General features: G+C 70.8%; 27 protein-coding genes. 21 read left to right on the top strand and 6 right to left on the bottom strand.

Annotation, left to right across the window (positions count from 1 at the left end):
• The first annotated feature begins 55 nt into the window (after positions 1 to 55).
• Both ACOFKS_RS03440 and tldD read left to right on the top strand, forming a co-directional pair.
• Positions 56 to 292, top strand: coding sequence for a zinc-finger domain-containing protein (locus tag ACOFKS_RS03440; protein WP_419807843.1), 237 nt, complete (start codon positions 56 to 58; stop codon positions 290 to 292).
• Positions 293 to 314: 22 nt separating this feature from the next.
• A complete protein-coding gene (gene tldD, locus ACOFKS_RS03435; protein WP_419807842.1) occupies positions 315 to 1739 on the top strand; it encodes a metalloprotease TldD in 1425 nt (474 codons plus the stop codon).
• Between the two features lie 14 nt (positions 1740 to 1753).
• On the opposite strand, the gene ACOFKS_RS03430 is transcribed toward tldD, so the two are convergent.
• From ACOFKS_RS03430 to ACOFKS_RS03420, 3 genes are read right to left on the bottom strand one after another with little or no spacing between them, the layout of a single operon-like run.
• On the bottom strand, positions 1754 to 2050 hold the full coding sequence (locus ACOFKS_RS03430) for a CcdB family protein (RefSeq protein WP_419807841.1): 297 nt from the start codon (positions 2048 to 2050) through the stop codon (positions 1754 to 1756).
• Positions 2050 to 2301, bottom strand: a complete 252-nt coding sequence (locus ACOFKS_RS03425) for a type II toxin-antitoxin system CcdA family antitoxin (RefSeq protein WP_419807840.1) — start codon at positions 2299 to 2301, stop codon at positions 2050 to 2052. The genes ACOFKS_RS03430 and ACOFKS_RS03425 overlap by 1 nt, the downstream gene beginning before the upstream one ends.
• A gap of 12 nt (positions 2302 to 2313) precedes the next feature.
• Positions 2314 to 3672, bottom strand: coding sequence for an ABC1 kinase family protein (locus ACOFKS_RS03420; RefSeq protein ID WP_419807839.1), 1359 nt, complete (start codon positions 3670 to 3672; stop codon positions 2314 to 2316).
• A 71-nt stretch (positions 3673 to 3743) separates the two neighbouring features.
• Here ACOFKS_RS03420 and ACOFKS_RS03415 point away from each other — a divergent pair, with 71 nt between their 5' ends.
• Positions 3744 to 4097, top strand: a complete 354-nt coding sequence (locus tag ACOFKS_RS03415) for a hypothetical protein (protein WP_419807838.1) — start codon at positions 3744 to 3746, stop codon at positions 4095 to 4097.
• 140 nt (positions 4098 to 4237) lie between these two features.
• On the opposite strand, the gene ACOFKS_RS03410 is transcribed toward ACOFKS_RS03415, so the two are convergent.
• Positions 4238 to 5056: a flagellin gene (locus ACOFKS_RS03410; protein ID WP_419807837.1), complete on the bottom strand. Its 819-nt coding sequence runs from the start codon at positions 5054 to 5056 to the stop codon at positions 4238 to 4240.
• A gap of 236 nt (positions 5057 to 5292) precedes the next feature.
• Between ACOFKS_RS03410 and ACOFKS_RS03405 the strand changes: the two genes are divergently transcribed.
• The 18 genes from ACOFKS_RS03405 (at position 5293) to ACOFKS_RS03320 (ending at position 21135) form a co-directional block, all read left to right on the top strand.
• Positions 5293 to 6609: a sigma-54 interaction domain-containing protein gene (locus tag ACOFKS_RS03405; RefSeq protein WP_419807836.1), complete on the top strand. Its 1317-nt coding sequence runs from the start codon at positions 5293 to 5295 to the stop codon at positions 6607 to 6609.
• Positions 6606 to 6977, top strand: a complete 372-nt coding sequence (gene fliE, locus ACOFKS_RS03400) for a flagellar hook-basal body complex protein FliE (RefSeq protein WP_419807835.1) — start codon at positions 6606 to 6608, stop codon at positions 6975 to 6977. Before ACOFKS_RS03405 ends, fliE begins: the two co-directional genes overlap by 4 nt.
• A gap of 1 nt (position 6978) precedes the next feature.
• Positions 6979 to 8649 carry a flagellar basal-body MS-ring/collar protein FliF gene (gene fliF, locus ACOFKS_RS03395; protein WP_419807834.1) on the top strand — a complete coding sequence of 557 codons (1671 nt, stop codon included), beginning with the start codon at positions 6979 to 6981 and terminating at the stop codon, positions 8647 to 8649.
• Complete coding sequence (fliG, locus tag ACOFKS_RS03390) at positions 8646 to 9656, top strand: flagellar motor switch protein FliG (protein ID WP_419807833.1); 1011 nt, start codon at positions 8646 to 8648, stop codon at positions 9654 to 9656. The genes fliF and fliG overlap by 4 nt, the downstream gene beginning before the upstream one ends.
• On the top strand, positions 9649 to 10356 hold the full coding sequence (locus tag ACOFKS_RS03385) for a FliH/SctL family protein (protein WP_419807832.1): 708 nt from the start codon (positions 9649 to 9651) through the stop codon (positions 10354 to 10356). Before fliG ends, ACOFKS_RS03385 begins: the two co-directional genes overlap by 8 nt.
• Positions 10350 to 11681: a FliI/YscN family ATPase gene (locus ACOFKS_RS03380; protein ID WP_419807831.1), complete on the top strand. Its 1332-nt coding sequence runs from the start codon at positions 10350 to 10352 to the stop codon at positions 11679 to 11681. Before ACOFKS_RS03385 ends, ACOFKS_RS03380 begins: the two co-directional genes overlap by 7 nt.
• The gene (locus ACOFKS_RS03375) at positions 11681 to 12103 is read left to right on the top strand and encodes a hypothetical protein (protein WP_419807830.1); all 423 of its coding nucleotides are present in this window, start codon (positions 11681 to 11683) and stop codon (positions 12101 to 12103) included. The genes ACOFKS_RS03380 and ACOFKS_RS03375 overlap by 1 nt, the downstream gene beginning before the upstream one ends.
• A gap of 1089 nt (positions 12104 to 13192) precedes the next feature.
• Positions 13193 to 14032 (top strand): flagellar hook-length control protein FliK, encoded by an 840-nt coding sequence (locus ACOFKS_RS03370; RefSeq protein WP_419807829.1) that lies wholly within the window; start codon positions 13193 to 13195, stop codon positions 14030 to 14032.
• A 15-nt stretch (positions 14033 to 14047) separates the two neighbouring features.
• Positions 14048 to 14653, top strand: a complete 606-nt coding sequence (locus ACOFKS_RS03365) for a flagellar basal body-associated FliL family protein (RefSeq protein ID WP_419807828.1) — start codon at positions 14048 to 14050, stop codon at positions 14651 to 14653.
• A 3-nt stretch (positions 14654 to 14656) separates the two neighbouring features.
• Complete coding sequence (locus ACOFKS_RS03360) at positions 14657 to 15619, top strand: flagellar motor switch protein FliM (RefSeq protein ID WP_419807827.1); 963 nt, start codon at positions 14657 to 14659, stop codon at positions 15617 to 15619.
• Positions 15616 to 15921, top strand: a complete 306-nt coding sequence (gene fliN, locus ACOFKS_RS03355; protein WP_419807826.1) for a flagellar motor switch protein FliN — start codon at positions 15616 to 15618, stop codon at positions 15919 to 15921. Before ACOFKS_RS03360 ends, fliN begins: the two co-directional genes overlap by 4 nt.
• A gap of 3 nt (positions 15922 to 15924) precedes the next feature.
• Complete coding sequence (locus ACOFKS_RS03350; protein WP_419807825.1) at positions 15925 to 16203, top strand: flagellar biosynthetic protein FliO; 279 nt, start codon at positions 15925 to 15927, stop codon at positions 16201 to 16203.
• Positions 16200 to 17099 (top strand): flagellar type III secretion system pore protein FliP, encoded by a 900-nt coding sequence (gene fliP / locus ACOFKS_RS03345; protein WP_419807824.1) that lies wholly within the window; start codon positions 16200 to 16202, stop codon positions 17097 to 17099. Before ACOFKS_RS03350 ends, fliP begins: the two co-directional genes overlap by 4 nt.
• A 33-nt stretch (positions 17100 to 17132) precedes the next feature.
• Positions 17133 to 17402 carry a flagellar biosynthesis protein FliQ gene (gene fliQ / locus ACOFKS_RS03340; protein WP_419807823.1) on the top strand — a complete coding sequence of 90 codons (270 nt, stop codon included), beginning with the start codon at positions 17133 to 17135 and terminating at the stop codon, positions 17400 to 17402.
• 1 nt (position 17403) lies between these two features.
• A complete protein-coding gene (gene fliR, locus ACOFKS_RS03335; RefSeq protein WP_419807822.1) occupies positions 17404 to 18180 on the top strand; it encodes a flagellar biosynthetic protein FliR in 777 nt (258 codons plus the stop codon).
• Positions 18177 to 19298, top strand: a complete 1122-nt coding sequence (locus ACOFKS_RS03330; protein ID WP_419807821.1) for an EscU/YscU/HrcU family type III secretion system export apparatus switch protein — start codon at positions 18177 to 18179, stop codon at positions 19296 to 19298. The genes fliR and ACOFKS_RS03330 overlap by 4 nt, the downstream gene beginning before the upstream one ends.
• 35 nt (positions 19299 to 19333) lie before the next feature.
• Entirely contained in the window at positions 19334 to 20740 is a 1407-nt protein-coding gene (gene fliD, locus ACOFKS_RS03325; RefSeq protein WP_419807820.1) for a flagellar filament capping protein FliD, read from the top strand.
• Positions 20737 to 21135, top strand: a complete 399-nt coding sequence (locus tag ACOFKS_RS03320) for a flagellar protein FliS (RefSeq protein ID WP_419807948.1) — start codon at positions 20737 to 20739, stop codon at positions 21133 to 21135. The genes fliD and ACOFKS_RS03320 overlap by 4 nt, the downstream gene beginning before the upstream one ends.
• 2 nt (positions 21136 to 21137) lie before the next feature.
• Here the strand turns inward: ACOFKS_RS03320 and ACOFKS_RS03315 are convergent, their stop codons facing one another.
• Positions 21138 to 22091, bottom strand: coding sequence for a CorA family divalent cation transporter (locus ACOFKS_RS03315; protein ID WP_419807819.1), 954 nt, complete (start codon positions 22089 to 22091; stop codon positions 21138 to 21140).
• On the bottom strand, positions 22088 to 22858 hold the full coding sequence (locus ACOFKS_RS03310) for an NAD(P)-dependent oxidoreductase (protein ID WP_419807818.1): 771 nt from the start codon (positions 22856 to 22858) through the stop codon (positions 22088 to 22090). Before ACOFKS_RS03310 ends, ACOFKS_RS03315 begins: the two co-directional genes overlap by 4 nt.

Here is a 22858-nt window from a genome sequence, read left to right as displayed (position 1 = left end):
GCATCGCGGCCGTCTCGGCATTGTCGCGCGGCGGGACGCTTGCTATCCGCGTGCCATGACCCCGCCGCTCGAAGTCACCCGCGTCAGCCAGCGCCGCGTCGCCTGCGACGGCGCCGCCGACATTCCCGGCGGTGCCGCGCTCGGCCATCCGCGCGTGTGGTTGCAGATCGACGAACACGGCTATGTCGACTGCGGCTATTGCGACCGTCGCTTCGTCCTGACCGGCGGGCCGGCCGACGGCGCCGATCAGGCCGCGCTGCCCGACATCAGCGAAGGCGCTAGCCCGCGCTGATTCGCGTCCTATATTGCGCGACATGACCTATCAGGACCCCCGCTCGTTCCTCTACCGCGACGCCCTTTCGCCGGAGGCCGCGCAGCGGCTGACCGCCGATGCGCTGGCACGGGCCGACGATGGCGAACTCTACCTCCAGTACCGCCGTGCCGAGGCGTTCGGGTTCGACGACGGACGGCTGAAGACCGCGAGCTACGACACCCAGACCGGGTTCGGGCTGCGCGCGGTGTCGGGTGAGACCACCGCCTTCGCGCACGCGACCGAACTGTCGGAGGCGGCGATCAAGCGCGCGGCGACGACCATGGCGCTGATCGACCCCACGCAAGGCCCGCGCGCCGATCCGCCGCGCGCCACCAACCGCCACCTCTACACCGATACCGATCCGCTCGACCTCGTGCCCTTCGCCGACAAGGTGAACCTGTGCCAGCGGATCGACGCCACCGCCCGCGCCCGCGACCCGCGCGTGGCGCAGGTCTCGGTCGGGCTGTCGGGCACCTGGTCGGTGGTCGAGATCGTCCGCCCCGACGGTTTCGTCGCCACCGACGTGCGCCCGCTGGTCCGCCTCAACGTCCAGATCGTCGTCGAGCAGAACGGCCGGCGCGAGACCGGAACGTTCGGGCTGGGCGGTCGCTACCTCTACGACAAGCTGTTCGACGAGGCGGCGTGGACCCGCGCGATCGACGAGGCGTTGGCGCAGGCGCTGGTCAATCTCGAATCGGTCGAGGCGCCGGCGGGCGAGATGACGGTGCTGCTCGGGCCGGGCTGGCCCGGCATCCTGTTGCACGAGGCGATCGGCCACGGACTGGAGGGCGACTTCAACCGCAAGGGGACCAGCGCCTTTTCGGGCCGGATCGGCGACCGCGTCGCCGCGCCCGGCGTGACCATCGTCGACGACGGCACGCTCGCCGACCGGCGCGGATCTCTGTCGATCGACGACGAGGGCACGCCGACCAGCGAGACGGTGCTGATCGAGGACGGTATCCTCAAGGGCTATATGCAGGATCGGCTCAACGCCCGGTTGATGGGCGTGGCGGCGACCGGCAACGGCCGGCGCGAGAGCTTCGCGCACGCGCCGATGCCGCGCATGACCAATACCTTCATGAAGAACGGCCGCGACGATCCCGCCGAGCTGCTGTCGCGCGTCAGGAAGGGCATCTTCGCCAAGAGCTTCGGCGGCGGCTCGGTCGACATCGTGTCGGGCAAGTTCGTCTTCTCGTGCACGGAGGCGTACAAGATCGAGGACGGCCGCATCGGCGCCCCGATCAAGGGCGCGACGCTGATCGGCGACGGCCCGACCGCGCTGACCAAGGTGACGGGCATCGGCAACGACTGGGCGCTGGACGAGGGCATCGGCATGTGCGGCAAGGGCGGTCAGAGCGTCCCCGCCGGAGTCGGTCAGCCGACGTTGCTGGTGGACGGGCTGACGGTCGGCGGGACGGCGATCTGACGCCGATCCGGCGGTCAGAAGCCTGTAATCAGCATATCCAACGCCGCGGTGATCGCGTCGGCCTGATCGCTGACCGAGCCAATCTTGCGCTTCAGGTCGCTGCGACGCACCGCGCCGATGAGCTGTGTGGCGAGAAGAAGTCGGTCCGCCTCGACCTTCAATATGGGATTCAGGCGCTGGAGCGTTCGACCGGCGGGATCGGGCGCGATGAGCGGCACTACCACGCGCGTGTTCGCCGGCTCCAGCAGGTCGGATTGAACGTCGACGACCCAGTCGCCCTCCGTCAGCGCCCAGACGTCATATTGAGCCATCACCAGACCCGATATTTTTCCAGCGGCAACCCGTTTTGCTCCACCCAGTGATTCCACGCATCAAACGCATCGCGGTTCTGCTCCTGCCAACGCCGCGCGTGTTCTCGCTTTGTCGCGAGGTGCAATGCATCCTCGCTGAGGCGGGAGAGGTTGAGTCCTGCGTCGCGGGCAGCCGCTACGACACCTGAGTCGAGGGTGAGATTCACCGGCTTACGCTTGCCGGACGCGATGGGCTCGTGTTTCACGCGCATAATCTATGCGCGTCATGGGACGCCCGCAAGCGCGATCCCCGCCACTTCGGACCCGATCGCCGCCGCCGCCAGCCCGCGCACGTCCACCCGTGCCTTCAGCCGCGCCGCCAACAGCGCGGTGCCGCTGACCTTGCGCTGGACGAACAGCGTTTCGACCGGTGGCACATGCCAGGTGGCGCGGTCGGCGATCAGCGCCTTGGCCTCCTCGCGCACGACCGGCACGAACGCACGGTCGGCGAAGTCGAAGGCGCCGGGCCGGTTGAGCGCGGCGTCGACGGCGGCGATGATGCGGTCGATCGCCGGACGATAGCGGGTCGCGGCGTTCGCCCCCAGGAACCCGGTCGCGACCGCGGTGTCGCGGATCGCGTCGCGGTCGCGCGACAGCCCGGCGACGATCAGCGCGCGATAGGCGTCGGCGACCTTTTCGGGCACCGGCCGTGCCGCGCCGAAGTCCAGCAAAACCAGCTTCCCCGTTTCCGGCTGCCAGCGATAGTTCGCAAAATTGGGATCGGTCTGCATCGTGCCGAAGCTGAACAGCTCGGCCAGCACCAGCTCGATCAGCGCCGTCATCGCCCTGTCGCGGGCCTCTTGTGGTGCCTCGGCCAGCGCCTCGATCGGCCGCCCCTCGACGAAGGTCATCGCCAGCACCCGCGCGGTGGTGAGTTCCGGTTCCAGTTCGGGCACAACATAACGCGCATCGTCCGCCAGCAGCGCGCGGTAGCGGGTCATCGCCGTGCCCTCGCGCACGTAATCGGCCTCGCCCGCCAGCTGCCGCTTGGCCTCCGCGAGCAGCTGCCCGAGATCAAGGCTGGCGGGCAGCAGGGTCGACACGCGGAGCAGCGTTGCGACGTTGTCGACATCGGCGTCGATGCTGTCGGCGACGCCGGGATACTGGACCTTGATCGCGAGCTGTCGCCCGTCGGGCAGCGTCGCGCGGTGCACCTGGCCGATCGAGGCGGCGGCGATCGGCGATGCCTCGAAATGACGGAAGCGCCGGCGCCAGTCCCTGCCCCACTCCGCCGCCAGCACCTGCTGCAACTGCTGCGGCGGCATGCGATAGCCCTGGTCGCGCAGCCGCGCGAGGATCGTCGATAGCTCGGGCGGCAACAGGTCGCCCGCGTCCATCGAGATCATCTGCCCCAGCTTCATCGCCGCGCCGCGCAGATGCGCCAGCCGGTCGGCGACGCGCGCGGCATTGCTCGGCGTCAGCATCATGTCGCCCAGTCGGGGTCGCTCGCCCGCCGCCAGCCGCCGCGCGCCCTCCGCGATCATCCCGCCTGCAACGCCGCCCGCCAGCCGCCCGAACCCGCCCAGCCGCGCCAGCCGGCCGCTCGGCACCGCGCGGCTCTTTACTTCGCCATCATCCGCCATGTCGGGCCAAGCGATGGCGACGCCGGAGGTTCCGTCCCGCGACCAGCCGAAGCGCCGGACGTTAACGCACGATGCGCGAACCCCCGCTCGTCACCCCCGACGGCCGCTACATCGTCGTGCGCGGCCGATTGTGGCGGCGCGCGAACCCGGACCTGACGGACGCGGACCGGACCGGCTTGGTCGCGGCGTTGATGGCCGCGCGGCGCGGCGTGCGGAAGGCGCTGGCGGCGAGCGATGCCGCCGCCCTGGCGACGGCGCGTGCGAGCGTCGATGCCGCCAAGATCGGGCTCGGCGAGCGCGGGCCGGTATGGTGGACCGATGGTGCCCCCGACCAGAACCGCCGCCTCGCCCACAACAGCAGCTATGGCGAGTGGTACGGGGGGTTGGCGCCGCCGCCGGCCGGCGCTGTCCTCGATCGACGCTGACCACAGGCGCGACCCTCGCGTCGCCTGCTCGCCACGCGGAAATCCCGGCCCGCGCGTGGCGCGGACCGGGATTCCACTTGCCCCCGAAGGAGCCGGCGCCGACACCCGTCTTGGGGGCGGTGCCGACGCCGTGTCGGTATCTACTGAAGCAGCTTCAGCACGCCCTGCTGCGACTGGTTCGCCTGGGCGAGCATCGCGGTCGACGCCTGGGTCAGGATCTGCGCCTTCGCCAGTGCCGCCGTCTCCTGGCTGAAGTCCGCATCCTCGATCCGGCTGCGGGCGTCCGTCAGGTTGGTGACGTTGTTGGTCAGGTTGTTGACCACCGACTGCAGGCGGTTCTGCGCCGCGCCCAGATTGGCCCGCGAGGTGTTGACCGTCTGCAACGCGGTGTCGATCGTCGCCAGCGCATCGGAGGCATCGCCGGAATCGGAAATGTCGATCGCCACCGCATCGTCCAGATCGACGGTGTCCAGCGACAGCGTGACCGTGTCGGCCGCATCGGCACCCGCCTGGATCGTCACCGATCCGCTCGAACCGGCCGTGCCGTCGAACAGCGCCACGCCGTTGAACTTGGTGTTCGCCAGCACCGACGTGATCTGGCTGGTCAGCTGCGAGACCTCGGCCTGCAGGTTGGTGCGATCGGTGTCGGAATAGGTGCCCGACGCCGACTGCACCGCCAGCTCGCGGATGCGCTGCAGCATGTTGGTGACTTCGGACAGGCCACCTTCGGCCGTCTGCGCCATCGAGATGCCGTCGTTCGAGTTGCGGATCGCCTGGTTCATGCCACGCACCTGCGAGGTCATCGACGACGCGATGGCGAGGCCGGCGGCATCGTCCTTGGCCGAATTGATGCGCTTGCCGGTGGACAGGCGCTCCATCGCCATCGCCAGCGACATGTTGGCGCTGGTCGAGGCATTGCCCGCGCGCAGCGACGCGGTGTTGGTTCCGATCACGGTCATGAGAAAACTCCTTGCTAATCAGCGCCTACCCGCCGCCCCCAGAGCGGAGGACTGAGCCGCCACAGGAGGTAACGGCCGCTTTCGCCGGAGCTTTAGCGAGAAAATTCGACGACCCCTCGCGCGCGTACGGGCGGGCAGCGCCCGGAAAAAGTTCGTCGGCCGGGCGCAGGTAGTCGTCGTGTTTAACCGTCGATTTACCACCTTGGCCGCATGCCCCGATCGTCAAAGGGGTTTCCATGCGCACCATCTTCCCGTCAGCCGCCATCGCCGCCCGCCGCTTCGCGCTGGTGTCCGGCCTGCGCGCGCAGGGTTTCGGCATCGGCTCGTTCAAGACCGCGCAGCCGGTCGCGGGCGACCTGTTCCTGGTCGCGGACGGCGAGCAGGTGCCGGTCGCGGCGCGCACCGTGGTGATCGGCGAGGAGGGGCGCCACGTCGTCCCGTCACGCGACGGCAATCCCGCGCGGATCGCGTTCGGTCCCACCGACGCGCGGATCGGCTATGGCTTCGCCCGCGCGCTGGTCGCCGGTCCCGAGATGCCGACCGCCGCCGATCCGGAGAGCCTGGCGCTGCTGGCGCTGGCCGAGCGCGTCGCCGCCGCCGACATCACCGTGCTCATCAACGGCCCGACCGGCACCGGCAAGGAGGTGCTCGCCCGCGCGATCCACAACAACAGCCCGCGTGCGGACAAGCCGTTCGTCGCGATCAACTGTGCCGCCCTCCCCGAGACGATGCTGGAGGCGCTGCTGTTCGGGCATCAGAAGGGCGCGTTCACCGGCGCGGCCGGCGCCAGCGAGGGCTTCTTCCGCGCGGCGGACGGCGGCACGCTGCTGCTCGACGAGATCGCCGAGATGCCGCTGCCGCTCCAGGCCAAGCTGTTGCGCGTGTTGCAGGAGCGCGAGGTGGTGCCGCTCGGCGCGTCGCAGCCGCAGGCGATCGACGTGCGCGTGATCGCGTGCGCCAACCGCGACCTGCAGGCGGAGGTTGCCGCCGGCCGCTTCCGCGCCGACCTCTATTACCGGCTGGCGGTGTTCCCGCTCGCCACCAAGCCGCTTGCCGAACGGCCGGAGGATATCCCCGCGCTCGCCGCGACGATGATCCTGCGCCATGCAGGGGCGCGGGCCGTCGTGCCCTGGCCGACCGTCGATGCACTGGAACAGCTGCTGCGCCACGACTGGCCCGGCAATGTCCGCGAGCTGGAGAACGTGATCCAGCGCGCGCTGCTGTTCGCGGAAGGCGCGACGATCGAGGCCGGTCATATCGTCTTCGACCGGTCGATCTCCTTCACCTTCGTCGCCACGCCCGCCGCGCTGCCGATCATGCCCGCGCCGGTGGACGCGGCGGCGCAGCAGTCGCTGGGCAAGGTCGTGCAGATGAGCGAGTTCCAGGCGATCCGCGAGACGCTGAGCGCGTGTAACGGCAGCCGCATCGAGACCGCGCGTCGCCTCGGCATCTCCGAACGCACACTCCGCTATCGGCTGGCGCGGGCGCGCGAGCAGGGCGAGGACATCGTCCAGCCGCGTGAATGGGCGCAGAGCCGGGCAGTCGGCGCATGAGCGGCGTGTCCGGCATCGGCGGTGCCATGGGTGTCGACCGCGTCATGCAGCTGCGCGCCGAGATCCTCGCGCGCAACGACGCCCTGTCGCGTGCCAGTGCCAGTGGTGCCGCGGTCGGTTCCACCGCCGCGCCGGCGCAGGCGCAGCCGAACAGCTTCGCGGCGACGCTGGAAGGCGCGCTGCGGCAGGTCAACGACGGCCAGACCCAGGCCGCGCAGCTGTCCGACGCCTATGAGCGCGGGCAGGAAGTCGACATCGCCAAGGTCATGCTCGCGCGCCAGCAGGCGTCGGTCGGGTTCGAGGCGACCTTGCAGGTCAGGAACAAGATCCTGGCCGCCTACAAGGACATCATGAGCATGCCGGTCTGAGATGAGCACCGCCCTCGCCACCACGCCGACCGCGCTTCCCGAGCGCTTCGCCAACCCGCTGACCCAGATCAGGAGCGTCCTCGCGCAGCCGGCCGTGCGCCGGTCGCTGCCGATGATGCTGATGGTCGGCCTGATCGCCGCCGCCGCGCTCGCGTGGATGAGCCTGTCGACGCCCACGCAAAAGACGCTGTTCTCCGGCCTGCCCGACAGCGACAAGGCCGCCGTCACCGCCGCACTGACGCAGGGCGGCATCGCCAGCCGCATCGACGAGGGCACCGGCGCGCTGACCGTGGGCGACGAGGACTATTCGCGCGCCCGCATGCTGCTGGCGGGACAGGGGCTGCCCAAGGCGGCACCGGGCGGCTACGCGATCCTCGATCAGCTGCCGATGGGGGTCAGCCGCGCGGTCGAGGGCGAGCGGCTGCGCCAGGCGCGCGAGACCGAACTCGCCCGCTCGATCCAGGAGATCGACGCGGTCGCGGAGGCACGCGTCCATCTCGCCATGCCCGAAACCTCGGTTTTCGTGCGCGACAACGCCGCACCGTCCGCCAGCGTCGTGCTGAAGCTGCAGGCCGGACGTTCGCTGGCGGACGCGCAGGTCGCCTCGATCGTCAACCTCGTCGCCTCGTCGGTGCCGGGACTGAAGCCCGACGCGGTCACCATCGTCGATCAGCTCGGCGCGTTGCTGACGCAGGCGGGCGGCGCCGATCCCGGCCAGGCGGTGAGCGATCGCCGCGTCGAGTTCCAGCGCCGCGTCGAGGAAAAATACCGCACCCAGCTGACCCAGCTGCTCACCCCGCTGTTCGGCGCGGGCAACTTCACGACCGAGGTCCAGGCCGACGTCAATCTCGATCAGACCCAGGCGACGCGCGAAAGCTACGACCGGCAGGGGCAGGTCGTACGCGCCGAGACGCAGAACTGGACCGGCAACCAGCGCGACGGTGCGGCGACCGCGCCCGGCGGCATCCCCGGCGCGCTGTCCAACACGCCGCCGCCCGCCTCGACGCTGTCGACGCCGCAGGCCGCGAACGGCGTCAGCGGCACGCAGGCGCCCGATCGTGCCCCGGTCGCGGGCGGCGCGGGCGTCAACCCGGACAAACAGTCCGACAGCTATCAGCGCGCCTACGACAACGGCCGCGAGGTGTCGGTCACGCAGAACGCGCCGGGCGGCGTCAAGCGCCTCTCCGTCGCCGTGCTGCTGCGCGATCCCGACAAGGGCCGCCGCACGGGCGCGGAGATCCAGCAGGTCACCGATCTGGTCAAGAGCGCGGTCGGCTTCGACGCCGCGCGGCAGGATCAGGTCACCGTCATCAGCCGCAAGTTCGCCGGTGCCGACGCGACGGCGACCGACGCGCCGAAATGGTACGACAACGCCTGGCTGCCGGTGCTGGCGCGCAACGGCACCGCGCTGGTGATAGCGCTGCTGGTCCTGTTCCTGGGCGTGCGGCCGCTCGCCAAGGCGCTGATGAAGAAGCGCGACGAGACGCCTGCGGGTCAGCAGATGCTGGCGATCGGCGCCGACGGCATGGCGGTCGCAGCACCGGTCGGGCTCGACCAGCTCGCCGGCGCCCGCGCGATGGACGACCGGCTGGGCGCGGTGCGCGGCTTCACGCGCGACAATCCCGCGCGCGCCGCGCTGGCCGTCCGCGACATGATCAAGGACGCCAAGTGAGCGAAGCGATCGCGCGCAGTTATTCGGGCGTGGAGCGCGCCGCGGTGCTGATGATGCTGGTCGGCGAGGAAGAGGCCGCGGCCATCCTCCAGAAGCTCGATCCCGAGGAGGTCCGCCAGCTCGGCAAGGCGATGTTCGCGGTCGCCGACGTCAGCGAGCAGGCGGTGGAGGACGTGCTCGACGATTTCGTCGACCGCGCGCGCGAGCGTTCGTCGATCAGCTTCGACCCGCGGCCACGCATCGAATCGGTGATGACCAAGGCGCTCGGCGCGCACAAGGCCGACAGCGTGCTCGCGCGCATCACCCCGCCGGAGGCGCAGTGCGAGCTGGAAATGCTCCAGTGGCTCGACGCGTCGGAAATCGCCTGCCTGATCGAAAAGGAGCATCCGCAGATCGCCGCGGTGCTGATCGCCAACCTCGAACCGTCGGTGGCGGGTCAGGTGTTGGAAATGCTGCCCGACGCGCTTCAACCCGACATCCTCCACCGGGTCGCCCGGCTCGGTCCGATCGCACCCGAGGCGGTCGAGACGTTGAAGGCGGTGCTGGCGGGGCACAACGGTTCCGCCGCCAACGCCGGCGTGACGCTGGGCGGCACGCGCGAGGCGGGCAAGATCCTGTCGGCGGCGCGCAAGACCACCGGCGACCGCGTCATGCCCAAGCTGTTCAAGCTCGATCGTGAACTCGCCAAGCAGATCGAGGAGGCGATGTTCGTCTTCGAGAACCTGCTGGAGATGGACGACAAGAACCTGGGCACGATGATCCGCAACGTCGACGGCGAGATACTGGTCAAGGCGCTGAAGGGGGTCGACGAGGCATCGCGCAACCGCATCCTGGGCTGCATGTCGGCGCGCGCCGCCGACGGCATCCGCGACGAGATGGAGGCGCGCGGCCCGACCAAGCTGGCCGAGGTGATGGAGGCGCAAAAGGCGATGATCGCGATCGCCCGCGGCCTCGCCAAGGACGGCACGATCCAGATGGGCGGCGGCGGCGACGACGATTATGTCTGACGCCTTCCAGGCCGGGTTCGTGGCCCGGCACCATGCCGCGGCCGAGCTGTTGCAACGCGCGTTTTCGCCCGGCCCGCGCGACTTCGCCGCCGTGCCGGTGGGCAGCGGCGGCCCCCGTCATTTCAGCCCGGCGGATCGCGACGCGAACCCGACGGCGGGGTGGAACCCGCTCGACCCGAACGCGCCGACCAACGGCTTCGCCGATCCGATCGCGACCGCGCATGCCGCCGGCTTCGCGGAAGGGCAGGCGGCGTCGGTCGCCACGCTGGCGCAGCGGACGGAGGCCGATCGCGCGCTGCTGACCGGGCTGGCGGCGGCGTTGGCGAGCGGCACGTCGATCGACCGCGCACGGCTCGCCGCGCAGCTGCGCCAGACGGTGCTCCATCTCGTCACCAAGCTGGTCGGCGAGGCGGGCGTCTCCGCCGACCTGCTCGCCGCGCGCGTCGATGCCGCGAGCGAGCTGCTCGCCGACACCGCCGAATCTGCGCTGCTCCGCCTCCACCCCGCCGACGTCGCGCTGGTCGACGGTCGCCTGCCCGCCACCGTCTTCGCCGCCGGCGACGCCGCGGTGCCGCGCGGCAGCTTCGTGCTCGAAAGCGCGTCGACGGTGGTCGAGGACGGCCCCGACCTGTGGCTCGACCAGCTGACCGCCGCCGTCGAGCGTGCGGCCGTGCCGGCGACGACGACGGCGCCATGCTGAACCGCTTCGCCGCCGACTATCTCGACACGCTCGCCGCCGCCGACGTCGCGCCGCGTCCGCGTGTGTCCGGGCGGCTGTCTTCGTTCGACGGGCTGTTGATGGAGTCGATCGGTCTGAAGCTCCCGGTCGGCACCGTCTGCCGCGTCGGCGACACGGTGGAGGCCGAGGTGATCGGCTTCCGCAACGGCCGCACGCTGCTGATGAACCTCGGCGGTCCGGCGCCGCTGCTGCCCGGCGCCCGCGTCCAGCCGACCGGCAGCGCCGGGACGGCGGAGGTCGGCGCGGCGCTGCTCGGGCGCGTCGTCGACGGCGCCGGCAAGCCGATCGACGGGCTCGGCCCGATCCGGGGTGCCGGGCACTGGCCGCTCGCCGGCACGCACCAGTCGCCGCTCGACCGCGACCGCGTGCGTGCGCCGCTGGACGTCGGCGTCCGCGCCATCAACGGGCTGCTCACCGTTGGTCAGGGCCAGCGCGTCGGCATCATGGCCGGCTCTGGCGTCGGCAAATCGGTGCTGCTCGGCATGATGGTCCGCGCCGCCGCCGCCGACGTGGTGGTGATCGGCCTGATCGGCGAGCGCTCCCGCGAGGTCGCCGACTTCCTGGAAACCAAGGTCGCCGGTGCCGCGCGCGCACGGTCGGTGGTCGTCGCGGTTCCCGCCAACCACTCGCCCGTGCTCCGCATCCGCGGCGCGCTGCGCGCGCACGCCATCGCCGAGGCGTTCCGCGCCGAGGGCAAGCGCGTGCTGCTGATCGTCGATTCGCTGACCCGCGTCGCGCATGCCGGGCGCGAGATCGGGCTGGCGCTGGGCGAGTCGGCGTCGGCGCGCGGCTATCCGCCGTCCGCGATCGCGATGCTGCCCAACCTGATCGAGCGCGCCGGGGCCTGCGTCGCGAGCGGTGGCTCGATCACCGCGATCTACACCGTGCTGGCGGACGGCGACGACGGCAACGATCCCGTCGTCGACGCCGCGCGCTCGATCCTGGACGGTCATATCGTGCTCAGCCGCGCGCTGGCCGAACGCGGCGTCTACCCGGCGATCGACGTCGGCCCGTCCGTCAGCCGCGTGATGACCGACATCGTCCCGCCCGAGCACGCCCGCGCCGCCCGCGCGCTGCGCCGGCACCTCGCGACCTATGAGGAGAACCGCGACCTGATCCTGATGGGCGCGTATCGCCACGGCGCCGACGCCGCCGTCGACGCGGCGGTCGCCAGCCATCCCGCGATCACCGCCTTCATCCGCCAGGAGGCCGACGAGGTGGTGTCGCTCGCCGACTCCGCCGCCGAGCTGGTCGGCGTGTTCGGGCCGGAACCGATGGGCGCCTGATGGCTTCGGCGAAGCAGCTCGCCCGCATCGAGCGCGTCCGCGCCGTCCAGCTGTCGCTTGCACGAGCCGCGCAGATCGACGCGCACGCCGCGGCGGCGTCGGAGACCGCGCTCGCCGGGCGGGTCGCCGCGCTTGCCGACGCCATTGCGACCGCGCCGGACACGGGCGCGGCGTTCAGCCTGTCGGCGGCGGCGCATTATCGCGAGCGGCTGCACCTGTCGGCCGCCACCGCGCGGGATCGCGTCGCGTCGGCCGAGCGCCGCGCGACCGCCGCCACCGCTGCCGCGCAGGGGGCGGAGCGCGATCTGAAGGCGGTCGAGAAGCTCCAGGCGAAAGCCGATGCTGCCGCCGCGCTCGCCGCGATCCGCGCGCTCGAAGGCGCACCGGCACCGCAGCGCCCGCTTCGGCACGATCCTTGCTGAACGCCAGGACGATGCCCGTGATCTCCGCCACGCCACCGATCTTCAGCGCCCTCGACCTCGCGCCCGCGACCGGCGGCGGCGACGGCGGCGAGGCGTTCGCGCCGCTGCTGGCGGGACTGGTCGCGCCGACGGCACCGACGATGCCGTCGTCATCGTTCGTGATGGGGCCCAACGCGTCCGAAGCCGGCTTCGTGCCCGGCGCGCCGCCCGCCCCCGTGCCGGCGGCACCCGGCACCGACCTGCCGTCGACCGGCACGATCGTGCAGTCCGCCGACACATCTCCGCTCGTATTGACGAGCACCGCATCGCCGCTGCCGCTTGACGTGCCGGACCAGCACGCGGGTTCGCGCCGGATCGCGGGCATGCCGAGCGCGGATTTGACGCTCCATGACGCCGGCACGCCGTCGTCGACGAAGTCGCGGCTCTCGGCCGTTCCCGACGGTGCTCGGCCATCGCGGTTTCGCCCCGCCCCCGACGGCGACGGCGACGGCAACGGCGACGGCGAGCAGGAAGTGGCCGCCCCGCCCGAGCATGAGACGCCGACGGATGAAGTCTCGATCGCGCTGCCCTGTCGGCAGGATCCGCCATCCCCACCCGCGCCGCCGCTGCCCGACGTACCGGCCCCGATCGCCGTACCTCACCGCATCACGGAAGCTGCGAGTGCGGACCAGGTCGCGACACCGCCGCAGCGTTCGCTCGGTCCACCCGGCGCGGTTCTCGACGGCGCCGGTCCGTCCCGGTTCCGCGCTGCCCCGTCCGTTCGCGGTGAGCAGGAAGCCATCGTTCCGACCCGGAGCGACACGCCGGTCGGGCAGGACCTTATCGTCCCGCCGTTACCCTCAGGCGAGCCATCCGCCGATGCGCCGTCGCCGGTCGTCACTTCGACGCCGCCGCCAGGTGCGCTTGACAGAACGGCGGACCAACCGCGGACCTCGCCCACCGCCTCCGGATCGCCAGGCCCTTCTCCGTTGGGCGGCGACGGTTCGATGCCGACCGGTCGTCCCTCGCCGGTCGCCCCGTCCGGCAACCGGTGCGTTCAGGCCCGAGCGTCCCGTATCGGGCGCGCCGACGACCACATCGCCGAAGCGGATGGACGTGCCATCGCCATTGCCACGCGATGCCGAGATGGCACCCGCGCCGGTCGCAGCGCACCTGCCGGCCGGCATCGCACGCCCGTCGGCCGCGCCCCTGACCGGCGCCGACACGACCGCGATCAAGCCGATCGTCGTTCCGGCGCAGGTCGCTACCGCTGCCCCGTCGAACACGGCCATCCGGGACCGATCTCCGACGCCGGAGCAGTCATCCGCGACCCGCGAGGCGGGCGTTGCCGCCGCGTCCGTGCCGCCGGCGGCGATCGCCGCGATCGCGCCCGCGATCCTGCCCGCGCTGCAGGCGTTCGGGGCCGCGCTCCACCGCGCCGCGGTGGCCGAGCGCAAGCCGGCGATCCGTGTCGAAGACACCGCCATCATGTCGGCGCCCGTCACCGGCCTCGCCGCGACGACCCTAGCGCAGCCGGCGCCGGTCGACACCACGCGGCTCCACTGGCCCGAAACGATGATCGCGCGCATCGACGACCTGCGCGACGCGGCCGCCGCGCCCGGCTCCGCCGCCGACACGCGCATCCGCCTCCACCCCGACGCGCTCGGTGCGGTCGACGTGGCGCTGCGGCGAGAGGGCGACGCGGTCCATGTCCACTTCACCGCCGCCGAATCCGCCACCGCCCGCCTGCTCGCCGACGCGCAGCCGCGCCTGACCGAGCTTGCCGAGGCACGCGGGCTGCGGCTGACCCAGGCCGGGGTGGACGGTAACGGCCAGGGTGACCGCCGCCAGCCTGCGCCCCACGCGCAACCCCAGCTCGCGCGCACCCCGCGCCCCGCTTCCTCCACGCCGGCGGACGATCCAGCCGCCGGCGAAGACCGCCTCGCCTAAACAGGAACCCGATCGATGAGCGACAAGGACAAGGACGCCACCCCCGACGCGCCCAGGAAAAAGGGCAAGGGCAAGCTGATCGTCATGCTGGTCGGCGTGCTCGTGCTGGTCGGCGGCGGTGTCGCGGGCGGCATGTACGCGGCCAAGGCCGGTGCGAAGCCCGAGCACGTCGGCCCGCAGCTGGTGCCCAAGAGCGAGCAGAAGAAGCCCGGCGACGGCGGCGAGGGCGGCGGCCATGGCGGCGGCGAGGAGCACGCCGCGACCGGCGGCCAGGCGACGCCGGCGGGGCAGGGCGGCGACCAGTACGCCTCCAACTACTACGCGCTCGACAAGGACTTCACCTCCAACCTGCGCGAGTCGGTCCACTTCGTCCAGGTCGGGGTCGCGGTGTCGACGCCCTATGACGAGACGGTGATCGACCACCTCAAGACCAACGAGATCGCGGTCCGCTCCGCCATCCTGATGACGCTCGGCGACACCACGGAAGAGCAGGTCTTCTCGTCCGACGGCAAGAAGCAGCTGCAGACCCGGCTGGTCCAGGCGATCAACGCCACCCTCAAGGAAAAGGAGGGCTTCGGGGGCGTCAGTAACGTTTACTTTACCAATTTCGTTGTTCAGTGAGGCATGGTTAACGCCCAGGAAACGACCGGCAACGAGCGGCGCGCGCGGGAGCGTGACGAGCTCGTCACGCCGTCGTCGCTGGGCACGCCCAAGCTCAATCCGTTCGGCGACCTGCACACGCTGCAGCATCTGTCCGCCCGGCTCGCCCGCGCGCTCAAGGGGGTGTGGGAGCCGCTGCTGCGCGCAGAGGTCCGCAGTTGGGCGGAGCCGCTGGTGGTGCAGCGCTTCGCCGATTATCGCGCCGAGCGCCCCGACCGGCTGACCGCGTGGCTGCCGATGGGCATGACCGGGCCGACGGGGAACGGTTCGGTGACCGGCGGCACCGCGCTGATCGTGCTCGACGGCGGCTTCGTGCTGGAGGTGCTGGACCTGTTCTTCGGCGGCACGGGGGCCGCACCGGCGCAGCTGCCGGCCGAGTTCTCCCCCGCTGCCGAGGCGTTGGTCGCACGGCTGGGCCTGCTCCTCGCCACTCCGCTCAAGACCGCTTGGGAGCCGCTCGCCGCGCAGGACTTCGTGCCTCGCCGGGTCGAGGCCAACGCGACCATGCTCGCCGGGATCGACAGCGAGGACGCCTGCGTGGTGACGCGCTTCGGCCTGGCGAAGGGCACGGGCGCGCCCGTGTTCGTCGACATCGTCTACCCGGTCGGCAGCCTGAAGCCGCACACCGCGACGCTGACCGGCAAGGTGCTCGACAAGGCCGATCCCGACCCCGCCTGGCGCTCGGGCCTCGCGCGCTCGGTGATGGCGGTCAAGTTTCCCGTCCGCTCGGTGCTGGCCGAGCCGGTGGTGCCGCTCCAGCTGCTGCTCAATCTGAAACCCGGCGACGTGATCCCGATCACGGTCACCGCCGACGTGCCGGTGATGGTCGGCCGCGATTGCCTGGGTGCCGGCACCGTCGGCACCTCCAACGGCCGCGCCGCCATCCGCCTGACCCACCTCGCCCGCATCGAAGGACTGAATGCATGAACGACATGACCGGCGGGTTTCCGGTAGACGCGGCGCTGGCGAGCAATTTCCGGCTGCTTCAGGACGTCGACGTCAAGCTGACGGTGGAGATCGGCTCGACCGAGCTGACGCTGCGCGAGCTGCTGGCGTTGGGCGAGAGCTCGGTGATCGAGCTGGACCGCCAGGCCAACGAGCTGCTCGACGTGTTCGTCAACGGCACGCTGATCGGGCGCGGCGAGGTGGTGACGGTCGGCGACCGGTTCGGCGTGCGGATGACCGAGCTGGTCAACCCGGACAAGGTCGCTTCCGGGCGGGCCGCCTGAACCATGCTGTGGACTTATATCCTCAAGCTGGTCGTGCTGCTGCCGCTGGTGTGCGGGCTGATGATCGGCTGTCTTTATCTCTGGCGCCGGCTTGAGAGCCGGATGCCGGGCAAGGCGACGACGCGGCTGATCCAGGTCAAGGAAACGATGATGATCTCGCCGGGCCTCCGGCTCGCGGTGCTCGACTTCGAGGGCAAGCGCCTGCTGGTCTCGGTCGGGCGAGGTGGGGTGCAGCTGATCGATAAGGCCGGTGCCGTGTCGATGCCGCAGGTGGAGCGGTGAGCCTCTCCGTCCGTCGCCTCGGCGCCGGTCCGTCGCTGGTCCGGGAGCATCGTACTCCCGCGAAGGCAGGAGCCCGACCTGGGTCACCGCCTTCACGAGGACACAAGTGGATCATCGTCGCGCTGGCGCTGATCGTCGCGCTGCTCCTTGCCGCCCCCGCGTTCGCGCAAGGCGCCCCCGTGCCCCCCGCCGCACCCGGCGTCGGCGACGCGGTCGACCGCGCGCTGGGTCAGCTCGGCAGTAACGGCCAGGGCGGGCAGGGTCAGGGCCTGAGCCTGTCGCTGCAGGTCCTCGTCATCATGGGCCTGCTGACGATCCTGCCCGGCCTGATCCTGATGATGACCAGCTTCACGCGGATCGTCATCGTGCTCGCCGTGCTGCGTCAGGCGCTGGGGCTGCAGCAGACCCCGCCCAACCAGGTGCTGATCGGCCTGTCGCTGTTCCTCAGCATCTTCGTGATGGGGCCGACGATCTCCGAGGTGAACCGCACCGCGATCCAGCCCTATGCCGCCGGCCAGCTCGCGGGCACCCAGATGATCGAGACCGCGGGCAAGCCCTTCCACGCCTTCATGGCCAAGCAGACGCGGATCAAGGACGTGACGCTGTTCGCGCAGATGGCGAAGTCCGGTCCGTATCGCAGCGCCGACGACATCCCCTACACGGTGCTGCTCCCCGCCTTCGTCACCAGCGAGCTGAAGACCGCGTTCCAGATCGGCTTTCTCGTCTTCCTGCCCTTCATCGTCATCGACCTCGTCGTCGCGATGGTGCTGATGAGCCTGGGCATGGCGATGATGTCGCCGTCGATCATCTCGCTACCGTTCAAGCTGCTGCTGTTCGTCCTCGTCGACGGCTGGGCGCTGACCATGGGCAGCCTCGCCAACAGCTTCGTGACGTAACCTCATCACCTACTTTCGCCGGGATCGCCTTCGATGGACGCCGATTACTTCCTCACCATCGCCAATCAGACCATGTGGGTGCTGGCACTCGCGTCCGCGCCGATCCTGATCCCGGCGCTGATCGCCGGGCTGCTGCTCGGCATGGTGCAGGCGGCGACCTCGATCAACGAACAGACGCTGAGTTTCATCCCGAAGCTGGTCGTCGTCGCGTTCTCGATCGTGATCTTCGGCAGCCTGATCCTGGGCCTGCTGACGGATTTTACCGTCGGCATGTTCGAGCGCATCCCGGACCTGGTCAAATAGCGTGCTGGGCTTCGGCCTCTCGATCGAGCCGCAGCTCTGGGCGCTGATCTTCGTCATGGTCCGCATCGGTGCCGCGTTCGTCGTAGCACCCGTGTTCGGCGCGGTCGGGGTGCCGTTGCAGGTCCGCGTCGTGCTGTCGGGCGCGATCGGCATCCTGGTGCTCGGCGCGCATCCGGTCGCGACGCCGCCGACGGTGTTCTCGCTTGCGACCTTCATCAGCGTCATGGGTGAGGCGCTGGTCGGCTTTTCGCTCGGCTTCGTGCTCCAGATCGCGTTCGCCGGCCCGCTGGTCGCGTCCGAGCTGATCGGCGGGTCGATGGGGCTGAACTTCGCCGCCACCGTCGATCCGCTCAATGGCCGGTCGACCCCGGCGCTGGGCCAGTTCTTCACCGTCATGCTGACGCTCTTGTTCCTGTCGATGGACGGCCACCTCGTCCTCGTCGACCTGCTGGTGAAGAGTTATGACGTGATGCCGCCCGGCGCCGCCTGGCTCGCCCCGGCGCAGCTCAAGAGCATCGCGCTGTTCGGCGGCTATGCCTTTATCGCCGGGCTGCTGCTGGCGCTGCCGGTCGGGTTCCTGTTGCTCTGCCTCAATATGGTCGTCGGCATGATGAGCCGCGCGGCGCCGGCGCTCAACCTGTTCGCGGTCGGCATCCCCGCCAGCGTTACGGTCGGGGTGATCGCGCTGGCGATCGCGTTCCCGGCGATGGGCGACTACATGCAGGTGATCGTCCGCGAGGGGCTCGCCGCCACCTCGTCGCTGGTGCTCGGGCGATGAGCGACGCCGAACGGACCGAAGCACCGACACCCAAGCGCCTGCAAAAGGCGCGCGACGACGGTCAGATCCTGCGCTCGAAGGACTTCGCCACCGCGCTGGTCGTGCTGGCTGGTGCTGTGTGGCTGTGGGCGTTCGGCCCGTCGCTGATGATGGCGTGCAAGGCGGTGATGGCGTCCGCCTTCAGCTTCGACCATCACGACCTGGAGGATTTCTCGCCCTGGCGCCCGCTGGCGGAGGCGGGCACGAAGCTGATCCCCTCGCTGCTGACGCTGTTCGCGATCAGCGTCGTCGCCGCGATCGCCAGTCAGGCGGGGCTGAGCCGACCGGGATTCAACGGCAAGCTGCTGCTGCCCAAGGCGTCGCGGCTCAATCCGGCCGCCGGCCTCGGGCGCATCTTCGGTCCCGCCGGCTGGATCGAGCTGGGCAAATCGCTCGCCAAGCTGATCCTGCTCGGCGCGATCGGTTATCTAATGCTGCGCAAGATCGCGCACGGGACGATCAATCTCGCCAGCCAGGACCTCGGCGCCGCGATAGGGCAGCTCGGCGGGACGTTCGTCGCGCTGCTGTTCGCGATGGCGGCGGGGCTGGTCGCGATCGCCGCGATCGACGTGCCGGTGCAGATGATCCGCCTGTTCGCCACGCTGCGGATGGCGAAGCAGGAGATCAAGGACGAGCACAAGGAGAGCGAGGGCAATCCGGAGACCAAGGGCCAGCAGCGCGCGCGTGCCCGCGCGATGCTGTCGAAGAACGTCCGCAAGGCGATCGGCGAGGCGCATGTCGTGCTCACCAACCCGACGCACTTCGCGGTGGCGTTGCGCTATGAACGAGGGCGCGATCAGGTGCCCGTCGTGGTCGCGCGCGGGCGTGGCGCCACCGCGCTGGCGATCCGCGATCTGGCCGGCGAAGGCGCGGTGCCGATCCTGGAATACCCGCAGCTGGCACGCGCGATCTATTATACCAGTCGCGAGGGGCAGGAGGTCCGCGACGACCTGTATCTCGCCATCGCGACCGTGCTCGCCTTCGTGTTCAACCTCAACGCCGCCGCCGGCGGCTCGCCGCCGCCGATCGACGTGCCGGCCGGTGCGCGGTTCGACGAAAATGGTGCGGCGACCGGCTAAAATCCCGAGCCTTCCGGTCGTTCTGAGGGGTAGCCATGACCACCACCGCCAGCACCGCCGCCACGACCAGCAGCACCGCCTCGATCGTCAAGACGCTGGGGTCCGGCTCCGGCCTCGACACCGGCGCGATCGTCACCGCGCTGGTGGAGGCGCAGTTCGCGGCCAAGAACGCGCAGCTGACCAAGCGCGCCGATACGCTGACCGCGCAGATTTCCGGCATCGCCAAGCTGAAGAGCGGGATCACCGGCTTCGACGCCGCGCTCCGCACCCTGGTCAAAGGCGGGTCGCTGACGACGCAGCCGACCAGCTCCAACACCGGCGCGGTGACGGTGACCGGCACGGGCAACGCGGCGGGTCTCGCCGCGACGCTGACCGTCGTCCGCCTCGCCAGCGCGCAGGCGGCGACCACCAACACGCCCGTCGCGCGGACCGCCGCGTTTCGCGAGGGGACGCTCGACGTGACGGTGGGCGGCACCACGACGACGCTGACGATCGGCGGCGCCGATGCGACGCTGGACGGCGTCGCGGCGAAGATCAACGCGGCGAAGCTGGGCGTGACCGCGACGGTGGTCAACGACGGCGGCGGCGCGCGCCTGACGTTCAAGGGCGCGACCGGCGCCGCCAACGGCTTCACCATCGCCGGCAACGACACCGATCCCGCGGCGACAGGCATGAGCCTCGCCGACCTGTCGGTCGGGGCGGGGGCGACGGGCACGACGATCGGCACGACCGCGGTCGACGCCGAGCTGGCGCTGGACGGCGCGACCTTTCACCGTGCCACCAACACCGTCACCGACCTGCTGACCGGCGTCCGCCTGGACCTCAAGGCGACCGGCGTCGCCACATTGGGGTCCACGCCGCCGACCGCCAACATCAGCCAGGCGGTGAGCGACTTCGTCGCCACCTATAACGAGCTGCGCGGCGCGATCGCGACCGAACTCGATCCGGTCGAGGGCACGCTCTACGGCGACCCCGCGGCGACCGCGATGATGCGCTCGCTCGGCGCGCTGACCACGACCTCGCTCGCCGCGAACGCCACCGGTGCCCCGCGCACGCTTGGCGACATCGGGGTCAAGACCAATCGCGACGGTACGCTGGCGGTCGATACGGTGCGGCTCGCCAAGGCGCTGGCTGACTTTCCGCAGGCGGTGGAGGCGATGTTCGCCGACCGCACCGGTGCGAGCGACGGCGGGCTGACGGCGGCGCTGGGCGCCATCACCACCCGCGCCACGGATCGCGCCACCGGCTTCGATGCGGAGGCGGCCCGCGCAACGACGGCCAAGGCGACGCTGACGGACGCGCAGGCCAGGGCCACGGACGCGGCGGCGGTGATGAAGGACCGCCTGACGCAGCAGTTCGCGACGATGGACGCGCGCGTCGCGGCCTATAAATCGACGCAGGACTTCCTGAAGCAACAGGTCGACGCCTGGAACAAGAACTGATGTATGCTTCCGCGCTGCTGCGCGATCCCGCCGCCACCTATCGCCAGATCGACGTCGCCGGGCGTACCGCCACCGCCGACGGGCCGGCGCTGGTGCAGCTGCTCTACGACGAGCTGGTCGGGGCGTTGCGGGCGGCGGCGCACGCGGCCGAGCACGGCCATTATGCGGCCAAGAGCGGCCGCGTCACCCGCGCCACCGCGATCCTGTTCGCGCTGGAAGCGGGACTCGACTTCGATCGCGGCGGCGAGGTGTCGGCGACGCTGGCGCGCCTCTATGCCGGCGCTCGGGCGACGGTGCTCGACGCGGCGATGCACAACGACCCGGCACCGTTCCGCGATACCGCCGATACGCTGGCGGAGATCGCAGGCGCGTGGCGCACCGCGCGCGCCGCCTGAGCCTATCCCTTGAACCAGTGGCGACGCATGAAATAGCCGGTGATGCCGAGCGCGATCACGATGCATGACACCGTGATCCACTCCGCCGCATGCGGTGCGTCCGCGCCGGGCAGCCCTTTCACGTTCATGCCGTAGAATCCCGTGATGAACGTGAGCGGCAGGAACACCATGGCGACGATCGCGATGATGAGGCCGCGCGTGTCGAGCTGTTCGGCGCGCAGGTCGGACAACGTATCGTGCATCACCGCCGAGCGTTCGCGGATACTCTCAAGCTCTTCGGCCATCCGCGCAGCGCGGTCGGCGGCGGCGGCGAGGTGGAGGCGATCGTCGTCCTCCAGCCAGTCGCCCGGTAGCGAGCCCAGCTTCTCCAAAGCCGCGCGTTGCGGGTTGAGGAAGCGGCGATAGCCGATCGCCTGCACGCGCACGCGGCTGACGTTGCGGCGCAGATCGAAGATGCGGTCGGCGGACAGCTGTTCCTCGCAATCGTCCAGGCTGTCGCCGAGTTCGGCGACGAGCGGATCGAGGTCGGCGGTGATCGCCGTCGCGAAGGCGGCGATCAGGTCGCCCGGGTCCTTGATCTCCCCGTCCTGCACCGCCTGTTCCACCGCGTCGGTGGCGACCAGGTGCTTGCGCGTGACGGAGAACACCCGGCCCTTGATCGCCCACAGCCGGACCGACGCGAGCGGATCTGACGACGCCATCTCCTCGTCCGACCGCCCGCGCAGATTGACCAGCGCGCCGTGGTCGAACGCCTCGCAGCGCGGCCGCGTTTCGGTCGCGGTCAGCGCATCGACGACATAGGGCGACAGCTCGGCGTCGTCGCGCAGCCACGCTTCGGCGTGCTCGGCGGTGGTGTTGAGATGGACCCAGACCAGTTCCGCCTGGCAGGTCAGCGCCGCGTCGATCTCGACGCGTTCGCCGTGCCCGTCGGTGATACGATAGCCGAACCCGCTCACGCCATCCCGATCCACACATTGGCCCCGGCGGGAACCTGCCCCGGCGGCGCGGCGCTGGCAATCCTGGGCGCATCGGCGCGCGCACGCGCGAGGATCGCGGGCGGCACGGCGGCGGTGTGATAGACCCGGTCGGCCTGCGCCAGCGCGCGCGCGTGGCGCAGCGTGAGGTCGTCGGGATCGGGAGAGGACAGCCGGATGAACGCAAGGTCCGTCGTGACCGAGCCGACCGCGTCCTCGTTCAGCCACACGCCCATGTCGGGATCGGGCGATAGCAGGTCGAGCACGCCGCCCGCTGCTAGCGCCGCCCCGATCGCGCGTCGTCGCGCCGCCGGATCGGGCCAGCGCGCGCGCATCTGCCCACGCGCGGCGAACAACGCCTCGGCGAGCCGCCCAACGCCGCTCGGCAACAGCGCCTCCAGCCGTTGCCGCAGCGCCGCCGCCAGCCCCGCCGACACGCCGCCGGTCATCACGGCCACCAGCACGGGCGCGCGGTCGACCACGGCAGGGAGGGTAAAGTCGCACAGTTCGGGCCGATCGACGGCGTTGACCAATATGCCGCGCGCGCGCAGCCGCGCGACCGCGGCGACCGCCTCGACTTCGTCCTCGATGGCGACGACCGCGAGCCGCGCCGCCGGGGCGTCCGTCACGACCGTGGCCCCCGCCCGCTCCAGCAGCCGCCGCTTGGCGTCCGCCGCCTCGCCGGTCCCGAGCAGGACCACCGGGAGAGCGTCCAGCTTCACCAGGATCGGCAGACCGGGCCAGGTCAC

This window comes from Sphingomonas sp. (genome assembly GCF_965200135.1).
GTDB lineage: Bacteria > Pseudomonadota > Alphaproteobacteria > Sphingomonadales > Sphingomonadaceae > Sphingomonas.
This window is presented reverse-complemented; position numbering and strand designations above follow the sequence as displayed.